Below are 11,535 nucleotides of genomic sequence, written 5' to 3'. Positions count from 1 at the left end.
CGTATAGTTTTCTATCTTTGGCCTCTGCTTGTTGGAGAACTTATGCTCGCTGTTAAAGATTTTTTAAACGAAATGCCCAAATCTCAGCTGAAAGAGCTGCATGCGAAGGCGTTCTGTTCTAAAGGCTTGCTGAACAACGCTAAAATTCTTTCGGAAACGAACACGTTCTTTACCGATACCGCTCGGTTCGAAACGTTCTATACGTCTTTGGAACCGTGGAAAAAACTTTGCTTGTTCTTGATTTACCATAGTGAAAATCGTGGTTTGGAAATGAATGAACTTCGCTTGGTGGCACCTGCTAACAAGCGTGAAGAACTGGAGACATTCCTTCTCGATTGTGCCAAGAACCTTTATATTTGGCGTTCCCGCACCGAAAAGAATACTTACGTCTATTTTGGTTTTGACGACTTTTTGAAGGGCATCCTTCTTTCTCCGGAAAATCCGGTAGATGAAAAGGCCCGCTTCTTCAGCTACGAAGATATGCTGGTTTGGCACCTTTGCCAGATGCTCTCTTTTGCGCGTCTCGGAAAGATGAAGATGAACGGCACGGGTAATTTGCACCGTCGTTCGATGCAGATCTGCGAAGAATCCTTTAAGTATTCAAGGCAGCTTTCTCCGGATGCCGTGCGTGAAGAATGTACGCTCCTTCTTGAATTTCTTTCGTCCCATAATTGGATTGAACAGCGCGGTATGGACCTTCTCGTGACCGATGAAGCGTTCGAATTTTTGAAGCACAACGGTTTCCGCCTGAAGAATGAAATTCTGGAATGGTGGATCAAGCGGCGCTTTCACGGCGAAGACGAGTTTTTTAAGCATGTATTGTTCTCGATCAAGCGTAACGCATCGGCGGTGAATGCTCAGCGCATTCTTTGGACTCTCGATCCGACATTCCGTTTGACGCTTACGACGAATGAAATTTACTGGTCTTCGATGCCGAAGCCGCTTGCGGAACTTTGGCTCATGGGCATGGTGGAATTCTCGGCGAATGCAGGTGCGATTACTGCAATCCGCTTGAGCGACTGGGCCAAGGATTGGCTTTCGGCAACGGCGGCTCCAATGCTCGGTGCGCAGATTTCAACGCTTCCGAACTTTGAAATGATCATTTCGGTCAAGAGCGCTCCGCGCGTTCTCTTTATGTCGGCGTGCCTTGCCGATGTGCAGAACGATGAACCTTATCTGCGTTTTTCGATTTCCCGCGACACGTTTTTGAATGGTCTTAAAACCGGATTTAGCCGTGAAACGACGGAAAGCTTTGAAGGCTGGATCAGCGCTCCTCCTAACGTTCAAGAAGCGATGCGAGAATGGTCTTCTTGCTATTACGATTCTTCGTTCAGCTCGGTTCGGTTGTTAAAGATCGACAATGGGGAAGTGCGTGAAGCTCTCACCGTATTCCCGCAGTTCATGGAAATGGTGAACGAAGCGATTCCGGGTTACGGTTTTTTGATCAAGCAGGAATGCGAACCGAAGATCCGTGAACTTTTGAAGCACTACGGTTTGGAACCGGCTAACCCAGTGAATGAAGCGCCGGTGGAACAGTTTCACAATACCGATTGGAACAAGGCTTTCTGGTTGCGTTGGACTCCGGAAGGAACACCGGATTCCGCTTTCAAACCGGAAACGGACGGCTCTACGGTTTCGGCAGCGCTGGGCACGACCAAGTACGGTGGCGATTTCCAAAAGTTCGCCATGGTGGATCTTTTCAAGGTGTTGCGCTACGCCCGTTCCACGAACGGCTCAATCGAAGCCCGTCTTTCGCAGAAGCCGCTCGATAAGAACATGAAGCTCCCGAAGCTTCCGCCGGAGATCCGTTTTAAGGTCGAAGCTTTGCATTTTTCGAAGGTGCCGTTTGTGGCGAAAATCACGCTCGAACCGAGCGGAAAATCGCTTGAACTTCCTCTCGAATCGATTACAGAACTTCGCATGGCGAAAGACTGAAATTTCGCTAATCTGAGCAGAAAATGAAAAGAGCGTGACAGCGGTCGCGCTTTTTCTTTTTGGCTGTCTTTCCAGCAGAATTTTTTAAATTCCCCAGTATGAGTTTTGTCCATCTTCAATTACATTCCGAATTTTCCATTTTGCAGGCGGCTGCACGTTTGGACGATATTTTTGACGCCGCTGCTGCCGATAACGCTCCTGCAGTCGCCCTGACGGATCATGGGACGATGTTTGGAATTTTGGAATTTCAGGAACGTGGCAAAGCTCTCAATAAAAAGCGTAAGGAAAAGGGTCTTCCGCCGATCAAGACGGTTCTCGGCTGCCACATCTACGTGGATACTCCGGGTGCAAACTTTAAGGAACCGGGCGACTATGAACGCTTGACCCTTTTGGTCGAAAACGAACAGGGCTATTATAACCTTCTCCGTATTGTCAGCTACCGTTACGAGGAATCCAAACGTTGGGAACAGATTCCTTCCGTTCCACTCGAAATCGTCGAGGAACACAAGGAAGGCATTATTGCGATTGCGGGCGATTATGCGAGCCGCTACGGCATCAATGTGACCGCAGGCCGTGATGCACAGGCAAAAACTTACATCGAAACCCTCGATAAAATTTTTGACCACGATCATCTGTATCTTTCGATTTGCGATAACGGAATTTCCGCTCAAAAAACGCTCAACCTGTTTACCGTTGCACTCGCGAAGGAATTGAACCGCGAACTCGTCGCGGTCGGCGACGTGCACTACATTAAGCGGGAAGACGCCGACGCTCACAAGGCTCTCCGTTGCATTTCGCTCGTTGAAAAGTTCAAAGAATTTAACGACAAGCGTTTTCCGACGAATCAGTTCTACTACCGCGCCGAAGCGGAAATGCGAGAACTTTTCCCCGACCATCCGGAAGCGATTGACAATACGGTCAAGATTGCGGACCGTTGCGTCTTTGAAGTCAAAACGGGCATCGGTGATGACTTCTGGCCGCGTTACGAAATTCCGAAAGAATTCCTCGAATCCGAAGAATGCAAAGAAATCTACCGGGTCATGGAAGACGAATACAACAAGGGTTACCCGGAAGCCTTTGAAAAAGCGGCGAAGGAATTCTGCAAAAAGAATAAAGACAAAACAATCGAAACGCTCACGGATGAAGACAAGGATGCCGTGGAAAAGATCATGGAGCACAATAAAACGAGTCGCCACGGTGGCGACGCGGATGCTTACTTGATCCATTTGACGCGCGAACGTTTGCACTGGCGATTCCCTAATGAGAATACGCAGTACCCGAGTCACGATTCGGAAGTCAGCGATCGTATTTACAAGGAATTGAACTGTATTCGAAACATGAACGTCGCAGGTTACCTGCTGATTGTGTGGGATTTCATCAACTGGTCCCGTGAACACGGAATTCCGGTAGGGCCGGGACGTGGTTCTGCAGCAGGTTCCATTGTAACGTACATCATCGGTATTACGAACATCGATCCGCTCAAGTTTGGTCTTCTTTTCGAACGATTCCTGAACCCGGAACGCGTGTCCATGCCGGATATCGATACGGATATTGCGGACCGTGACCGTGGCCGGGTAATTGATTATGTGACGCGTAAATATGGCGCGGATTGCGTGGGTCAGATTATTACTTATGGTATGCTCAAGTCCAAGGCGGTGATTAAAGACGTCGCCCGTGTGCTGAGCATTGACCACCGTGAAGCCGATGCGATCATTAAGCTTTTCCCGCAACGCGTTTTGAACTTTAGCTTGAACGACGCGTGGACGGGCAAAACCAAAAAGGGTGCCCCTGTCGCTCCGGATTATGATCCGGCCCCGCTTCAGTCTTTCATCAACAGTCGAGAATCGTATAAGGAACTTTGGGACATTGCAAAGCGCTTGGAGGATCTTCCGCGCCAGACCGGTGTGCACGCTTGCGGTGTGGTGATTACGCCGACGCCGATTTACAATCTCGCTCCTCTCTACCGTGCCGCTCCGCTGGATACGCCGGTCGTGATGTACGACAAGCACTATTCCGAAACGATCGGCCTGTTGAAAATGGACTTCTTGGGCCTTATCAACTTATCCATCATTCAGGATACGGTAAACCTCGCCAAAAAAACGCGTGGCGTGGACATCGACATGGACAAGGTGCCGACCGACGATAAGGAAACCTTTGAACTTTTGAGTAAGGGCATGACGACAGCGGTGTTCCAGTTTGAATCTCCGGGTATGCAAAAGTACCTGCGTGAACTCAAACCGTCCCGCATCAGCGACTTGATCGCTATGAACGCTCTGTACCGTCCGGGTCCGATTGATCAGATTCCGCACTTTATTGCCCGTAAGCTCGGCAAGGAAGAAATCGACTGCTACCACAAGGACTTGGAACAGGTTCTGGGTGAAACGTACGGCGTGATTGTTTATCAGGAACAGGTGATGCAGCTCGCCCAGATTCTTGGCGGATATTCCTTGGGCGGCGCAGATAACATCCGTCGTATCATGGCCAAGAAGATGCCGGAAAAGATGGCGAAGCTCGAACCGGAATTCTTCCAGAAGTGCTTGGATAATGGCTATGACAAGGCTATGATTCAGAAGGTCTGGAATGCGGTGCTTCCGTTCTGCGGATACGCATTCAACAAGAGTCACGCTGCCGCTTACGCGTATGTGGCTTACCAGACCGCTTACTTGAAAACGCACTTTGGCCCGGAATACATGGCAGCGTCCATGACATCCAAAATGGGCAAGACCGAAGATATTGTGACGATTGTGCAGGAATGTCGTCGCATGAATATCGAAGTGCTCCCGCCCGATATCAACTCGTCTCTCGGCGTGTTCTCGGCAAATGCCGAAGGCAAGGTCGTTTACGGTCTCGCCGGTATTCGTAACGTCGGTCTCCCAGTTATTGAAGACGTGGTCGCCGAACGTGAAGCGCACGGTCCGTACACGACACTCTTTGACCTTTGCAAACGCGTCGCCGATTACCAGGCAGCTCAGCCCGAAAAGCGCCCACCTCTCAACCGTAAAACTCTTGAAAGTTTGATCATGGCAGGCGCCTTTGACAAAATGTCTCCGACTGTGCCGAACCGCCCCACGCTCCTTGCGAGCGTCGAAAAAGCTCTTGAAGTCGCGAACCGTCACCGCAAGGAACAGGATGCGGGCCAAACCTCGCTTTTTGATATGTTCGGCGGCGCTGCTCTCGAAGAAGCTCACATGGACGAAACTTACGAAGACGCTCAGCCATGGGGCCTCATGGAGCTTTTGAACAAGGAACGCGATGTCCTTGGACTTTACCTTTCCGCCCATCCTCTGGATGAATGCCGCCCGGAACTTCGAGGCTTTACCACGAATAGTCTTGCAGAAAGCGAACTGAATGAAATCGTGGAAGCGAATCCGAAATCGATCGTCTGCGTCGGCGGTATCATTACAAAGCTCCGCTCGTTCCAAAGTAAAAAGGACGAGACGAAGACGATGGGCTCGGGAACTTTGCAAGACTTCCAAGGCGAAATCGCGATTTTCTTCCCGCCGGATTCTTGGGAACGTTGCCGCGATCACTTTGGCGAAGATGACCGTGTAATTGTGAAGGGTAAACTTTGCCCGCAAAATCAGGATCCTTCTGCGTTGCAGATTATTGTGGACAAAGCTTTCTCCATCGATGAAGTGCGCACGCGCCTTGTGAACTTTATTCATGTAAACGTTTCTTCGATGGAACTCGTCGATGAAAAGATGACACAGATTTTGGACCGTATGGATATGGCTCAGGCGCTTCCGGGTGAACATGCGGCAGAAATGGTTTTCCACGTGGAAACGGTTTCGGGACATATTCACACGCTCCGCGCTCAGGTGGCAAAAATTGCCTATACGCCGGACTTCTTCGAATGGCTGCAAACGGAATTTGGACCTTCGAACGTTTGGGTCTCGGCAAAGGTCAAGGCTTAAACTTTCATGCGCCCGTACTGGCTTTTTTGCGCAGGCGAAGATTCCGGAGATGTCCTCGGCGAATCCTTAGTCCAGGAAATCCTGGAGAAAGGCTTTGACGCACTCGGGGCGGGCGGAAGGCGGATGGAAGGTGCAGGCCTTTTACCGCTTGTGCCTTTTGACGATTTACCGGTGAATGGATTCGGGGATGTCCTTTTACATTCCCATCGGCTTGCGAAAAACTTCAAAATATTAAGGCGGGCTTTGCAGAATGAAAACTGCCACGGGCTCGTCGCCGTGGACTATCCAGGCTTTAACTTAAAACTCATGCAGCTTGCGCTTCAAATGGAAAAGCGCGTCATCTACGTAGAGCCTCCGCAGATTTGGGCGTGGAAACCCAAACGCGTCCAAGCCTTCCTTTCACCAGAAGCCAAAAGGCTCGTGGAATTGCGGGCGCTGTACGATATCGAAATCGAAGCGTACCAAAAGTTCGGCCTGCACGTTCAAAAAATTCCGCATCCGCTTTTGCAAAAAAGAAATTCTTTTGCAGAAAAAAATTTTTCTTTAACCGCAAAAGACAGCGCTACGGCTCCGATACTCCTTTTTCCGGGCAGCCGCCTTTCGCAGGCGAAGCGTAACTTGGAACTTTATCGCCGGTTAGCAGATAAATTAACTTCCAAAGGTCAAAATGTCGTCTTTGTCGCTTCTCGAACCGAACTGTTCCGATTCTTGGAAGGGAAATTCTGCGGGAAATTCCGCGTGCAGATTTCCCCGCAATCCGCAGAAGAAAGGTTCTCCCTTCTGCGGTCGGCAAAGTGCGTTGTCAGTGGACCGGGCTCTGCGATGATGGAAGCGTTCCTTGCCAAAACGCCCTGCGTGGCAGCTTCTCGAATCGAACCTCTCACGTTCTGCATGGGAAAGCTTTTCTTAAAGACTAAGCATTTAACGCTTCCGAACATTCAAGCGGATCGGTTACAAAAAGAGGCTTCCATTCCGGAATATGTCCAAAGTGTATTTTCAAATGTCGATGCGCAGGCGACAAAAGTTTTTTGCGCTGTTGAAAAATTCATATTTTTCTAAGCATGTTGTTTACATTAATCGCCATTATATTCTGCTTGGGCTGTTCCGCGTTCTGCTCGTTCACGGAAGCGGCGTTTTACAGCTTTCCTGCGTCGTCTATCGATGGTCTTAAAAAGAAAGGCGCTTTTACAGCGCGTTACATTGAACATGTCAAAACGAATATCGATCGTTATATCGCTTCGGTTTTGATTTTCAACACGGTGGCGAATACGCTCGGCGTTTCGCTGGCCACTTCGCTTGCGATTGCGCATTTTGGAACTTTTGGACAACTCGTTTTCCCGATAGTTCTCTCCGTTTGCATTTTGCTTTTTGGTGAAATTACGCCGAAGACGATTGGGGTGAAGCAGGCTCGAAAGGTCGGGCCGATGTGCGCTGTGCCGATGTATTACATCACGATTTTCCTCACGTACACGGGGCTGATTAAACTTTGCATGGCGATTACTAAGCACTGGACCAAGGGCAAAAATGAAGAGCCCGAAGTCAGTGTGGAAGACATCAACAGCTTGGTGAATTTGGGCCTTCGCGATGAAATCATCGATGGTCAGCAGGCGGTTGTGATTAAGAACATTCTCGCTTCAAAGTCGGTTCCGGTGCGCAAGGTGATGACTCCGCGTCAGGTAGTGTTTGCACTGCCACAGAACAGCACGATCGGTGAAGAACTCGATAAGATGCCGAACTGGCCTTTTTCCCGTATTCCGGTTTACGATCCGGAAGATAAAGAAAAATGGCTCGGCCTGATTATGCGGCGAGATGTTTACAATTTGGTCGCTGAAGGCAAACGCGACGTTCCGATTAAAAACTTGATGCGTCCGATCCAGTTTATTCCCGACAGTTTGACTTTGGATAAACTTTTAATCCGCTTCTTAAAGCAGCGCGGTCACATTGTCGCGGTTGTGGATGAGTACGGCTCGATTGCGGGCCTCGCTTCGCTGGAAGACGTTTTGGAAGAAATCCTCGGCCGTGAAATTGTGGATGAATTTGATGTTGCCGTCGATTTGCAGGAACACGCTCGCCGTAAAAGCCGTGCCTTGGCTTTTGTGAGAGAGCATAAAAGGGAAGGTCGTCGCGTATGATGTACGAAATCGCACCGCGTGTGATGCACAACGAATTCCGTGTGCAGTTGCCGAAAACTTCGGATTATGTGATTTATACGGAAAGGAATCTGGTCCTTTTGAAAAAGAATGCGGATTCGTTTGAACTGCCGACGGTTTTGGATGTGCAGACGGTCAACCCGAAGGCTTCTGAAAATTTGCACTATCTGTTTTCGGTTGACAATGAAGCGTTTTTCTCTTGTGATGAAAACTTTGCCCCGAATGCCTCGGACTTTGAACTGGTAAAGGATCGCTTTTTCCGTACGATGCCGAACATGCCGATCGCCTTTGGCGGTGCGGTCGGTTCCCACATTTCGCGTTGGGAACAGTCCAACCGTTTTTGCGGTCACTGCGGAACGCCGATGCAGCGCAAGGCTGATGAGCGCGCCTTTGTCTGCAAGAATTGCGGCAATACCGTTTACGGAAAAATATGCCCTGTAGTGATCGTTTCGGTCACATGGGAAAATAAACTTTTGATGGCGCACAACTTGAACAATCCGGACCGCAAACCGTACTTGATTTCGGGCTTTGTGGACATGGGAGAATCTTTAGAACAGGCTGTGCGTCGTGAAGTCAAGGAAGAAACCGGCGTGGCGGTCAAGAACATTCGCTACATCGGCAGTGAACCTTGGCCGTTCTCCAATTCTCTCATCGCAGGATTTTCGGCGGAACTCGACGGTTCTCCTGAAATTACCGTGCAGGAATCGGAACTGGAATATGCGAAGTGGGTGAACCGTGAAGACATCGGCGAATATACGGGCCGCTTGAGCATTTCTGGAGAAATGATTCAGCGTTTCAAGGCGGGAACTCTTTGATCGATTTCATCGGCGACATCCACGGCCATCGGGAACGGTTAGAAGCTCTGCTGAAAAAGCTCGGCTATTCCGTGGTGAACGGAACTTACTGCCATCCGACGAATACGGCCATCTTCCTCGGGGATTACATCGACCGCGGCCCGGACGCCCGTGGGGCTGTTCGCATTGTCCGCAAAATGGTCGAAGCGGGGACTGCGCAAGCGATTCTCGGCAACCACGAACTGAACGCACTCTACTTTTGGCAAAAAGATCCAAACGGCGGCTACCTCCGCGAACACACGATTAACAAGATCTTGATCCATTCGAAAACGATGGCTTCCTTCCAGCATTATCAGCCGGAATTCTTTGATCATCTCGACTGGTTCCTCTCGCTTCCGCTTTTTATCGAAACGGAAAACTTCCGCGCTCAGCATGCCTGTTTTGACATGGAAAACATTCAGACATTGCGCAGGGAAGGCCTAGAAATCATCAGCAATCGGGAAAATCTTTTCCGCATCCTCGCCAACAAAAAGATTCGCCGTGCCGTAATGGACACGGTCCAAGGTCCAGAAGTGGAACTGGAAAACGGAGCGACTTACCGCGACAGCGAAGAAGTACTTCGCACCCGCGCCCGCATCAAATGGTGGATGGATCCCAAGGGAAAAACATTGCAAGATCTTTCGTTCCAGCCGGGCGTAAAGATTCCGCCGCAACCGCTTTCCGCCGAAGTCCAGGCTCGCGACTTTTACCGCGAAACGGAACGCCCGGACTTTTTCGGACATTACTGGCTCGAAGGCAAGCCGACTCTTTTCCGCTCCAATGTCTGCTGTCTGGATTACAGCATCGCATCGTATAAAGGAACGGGCGTTTTGGCTGCCTATCGCTTTAACGGGGAAACTCATTTAAGCGAAAAGAACTTTTTTTACGTCTAAAAAAGAAGAATGAGTCTTTTGGGGGGTGGAATTCATCAAAATTGTTTGGCCGAAATGGAAGTTGTGTATAAATTAAGGGTATGAAAATGAAAAGACGGATCTTTACATCTTTTTCTTTAGCCTCTTTTGGGCTTGTGACAGCTGCAAATGCTGCAGCGACTTTTTACTACAATCAGGTCGGTTATGATGTGGGCAAACCGGTGACGGTCATTGTCAAAAATACGACCGATCTTTCGGGGACCGCTTTTTCGCTTTTGAAAGACGGTATTGCGGTTTCGACAGGAACGCTTTCGGTAGGCGCGAATCCCGATAGCTGGCTTTCGAGTGGAAGCTTTTACACGATCGATCTCGGATCCTCGCTCGAAGCGGGAACCTATACGATTCAGCTTGCAGACGGTTCCGTTTCGGGAGCTTTTACAGTTTCCGAATATGCACTTGCAACAAATACGCTTTCCACGGTCCTCGACTATTTTTATGAAGACCGTGCCGATACGCCGTATATTTTCAATTTGGATGCTTCTATCGGCATTTATGGTTCCTCTGAAAAGCGCAATGTGCAGGGCGGTTGGTATGATGCGAGCGGTGACGTGAGCAAATATCTTTCGCACCTTTCCTATGCGAACTATTTGAATCCGCAGCAGATTCCGCTTTCGGTTTGGGCTCTTGCGTTTACGGCGAAACACATTCCGACTTTCCTTTCGGCGGTGTCTTCTGTGGCAAAGACGGACCCGGAGACAGAAGCCGTTTACGGTGCGGACTTTTTGCTTCGCATGTTGAGTGGTGAAGGCTATTTCTACATGACCGTTTTTGATGGGTGGGGAAGTTCTTCGGCAACGCGTGAAATCTGTGCGTTCAGCGGTTCGAGCGGAATCAAGAGCGCCGACTACCAGACAGCATTCCGCGAAGGCGGTGGCATGGCGATCGCCGCTCTTGCCAAGGCTTCGACGCTTGCGAAGGATGGCGATTCTACCCGTGCGCAGTATTTGGCAGGGGCTGTTCGCGCGTTTGAACATTTGCAGTCCAAGCAGACGATGGATGGAAGCTGCGCCTATTGTGACGATGGGGCGGAAAATATCATCGACGACTATACGGCACTCCTGGCTGCAACGGAACTTTTTACGGCGACAAACGAGGATTCTTATTTGACTGCGGCGCGTGCACGTGCAAAGCATTTGATGGACCGTTTGAGCGACAACGGTTATTTTTGGAGTGACGACGCGAAGACCCGTCCGTTCTGGCACGCAAGCGATGCTGGACTGCCTTTAATTGCGTTGATTCGCTATGCCGAAGTGGAAGCTTCTTCAGAAAAAAATTTGAATTTGAAAACGGCTCTGGATGCGGTAAAAAAGCATTATGATTGGCTGCTGAAGGTGACGAACCAGGTAGACAACCCCTTTGGCTATGCGCGTCAAACTTACAAGACCGGTGGCACGATTAAGGACGGATTCTTTATTCCGCATGACAACGAAAGCGGATACTGGTGGCAGGGTGAAGATGCGCGTATCGCAAGCCTTTCCGCTGCGGTCGCTTACGCGGCAAAAGTTTTGAACGATGTCAATTTCGAATCGGATAAATATGCGACCGATCAGCTGGACTGGATCTTGGGAAAGAATCCGTATGCGGTCTGTATGATGGAAGGCAAGGGTCTAAAAAATCCGAGTGTATATAATGGGCAGTCTAGCTATGACGCAACCCTCGACGGTGGCATCGCAAACGGGATTACTGGAAAAAATACGGATGGTTCGGGAATCGCCTGGGACTCGGACGGTGTCGGTTCCGTCGGCTTTGATCTTTCGGAATCTTGGCAGAA

The 11,535-nt window shown here is 49.8% G+C and carries 7 protein-coding genes; all 7 read left to right on the top strand.

Going from position 1 to position 11,535, the window contains the following annotated elements:
* Positions 1-42: 42 nt before the first annotated feature.
* Positions 43-1,935 carry a hypothetical protein gene (locus MR847_RS03355; protein ID WP_100425683.1) on the top strand — a complete coding sequence of 631 codons (1,893 nt, stop codon included), beginning with the start codon at positions 43-45 and terminating at the stop codon, positions 1,933-1,935.
* A 98-nt stretch (positions 1,936-2,033) separates the two neighbouring features.
* Complete coding sequence (gene dnaE / locus MR847_RS03350; protein ID WP_287722942.1) at positions 2,034-5,849, top strand: DNA polymerase III subunit alpha; 3,816 nt, start codon at positions 2,034-2,036, stop codon at positions 5,847-5,849.
* Positions 5,850-5,855: 6 nt separating this feature from the next.
* Complete coding sequence (locus tag MR847_RS03345) at positions 5,856-6,908, top strand: glycosyltransferase family protein (RefSeq protein ID WP_287722941.1); 1,053 nt, start codon at positions 5,856-5,858, stop codon at positions 6,906-6,908.
* Between the two features lie 2 nt (positions 6,909-6,910).
* Entirely contained in the window at positions 6,911-7,981 is a 1,071-nt protein-coding gene (locus MR847_RS03340; RefSeq protein ID WP_287722940.1) for a hemolysin family protein, read from the top strand.
* Positions 7,978-8,814, top strand: coding sequence for an NAD(+) diphosphatase (gene nudC, locus MR847_RS03335; RefSeq protein WP_287722939.1), 837 nt, complete (start codon positions 7,978-7,980; stop codon positions 8,812-8,814). Before MR847_RS03340 ends, nudC begins: the two co-directional genes overlap by 4 nt.
* Positions 8,811-9,725 carry a metallophosphoesterase gene (locus tag MR847_RS03330; RefSeq protein ID WP_287722938.1) on the top strand — a complete coding sequence of 305 codons (915 nt, stop codon included), beginning with the start codon at positions 8,811-8,813 and terminating at the stop codon, positions 9,723-9,725. Before nudC ends, MR847_RS03330 begins: the two co-directional genes overlap by 4 nt.
* An 86-nt stretch (positions 9,726-9,811) precedes the next feature.
* On the top strand, positions 9,812-11,535 hold a 1,724-nt coding region (locus tag MR847_RS03325), incomplete at its 3' end, for a glycoside hydrolase family 9 protein (RefSeq protein WP_287722937.1).

Source organism: Hallerella sp., from assembly GCF_022776125.1.
Lineage (GTDB): Bacteria > Fibrobacterota > Fibrobacteria > Fibrobacterales > Fibrobacteraceae > Hallerella > Hallerella succinigenes.
The sequence above is the reverse complement of the archived record's forward strand: the minus strand, read 5'-3'. Positions and strand labels throughout refer to the sequence as shown.

Bases quoted from the DNA above. Each gene is read 5' to 3' on its own strand.
- MR847_RS03345 (WP_287722941.1), top strand. From the start codon at position 5,856: ATGCGCCCGTACTGGCTTTTTTGCGCAGGCGAAGATTCCGGAGATGTC.
- nudC (WP_287722939.1), top strand. From the start codon at position 7,978: ATGATGTACGAAATCGCACCGCGTGTGATGCACAACGAATTCCGTGTG.
- dnaE (WP_287722942.1), top strand. From the start codon at position 2,034: ATGAGTTTTGTCCATCTTCAATTACATTCCGAATTTTCCATTTTGCAG.
- MR847_RS03340 (WP_287722940.1), top strand. From the start codon at position 6,911: ATGTTGTTTACATTAATCGCCATTATATTCTGCTTGGGCTGTTCCGCG.
- MR847_RS03355 (WP_100425683.1), top strand. From the start codon at position 43: ATGCTCGCTGTTAAAGATTTTTTAAACGAAATGCCCAAATCTCAGCTG.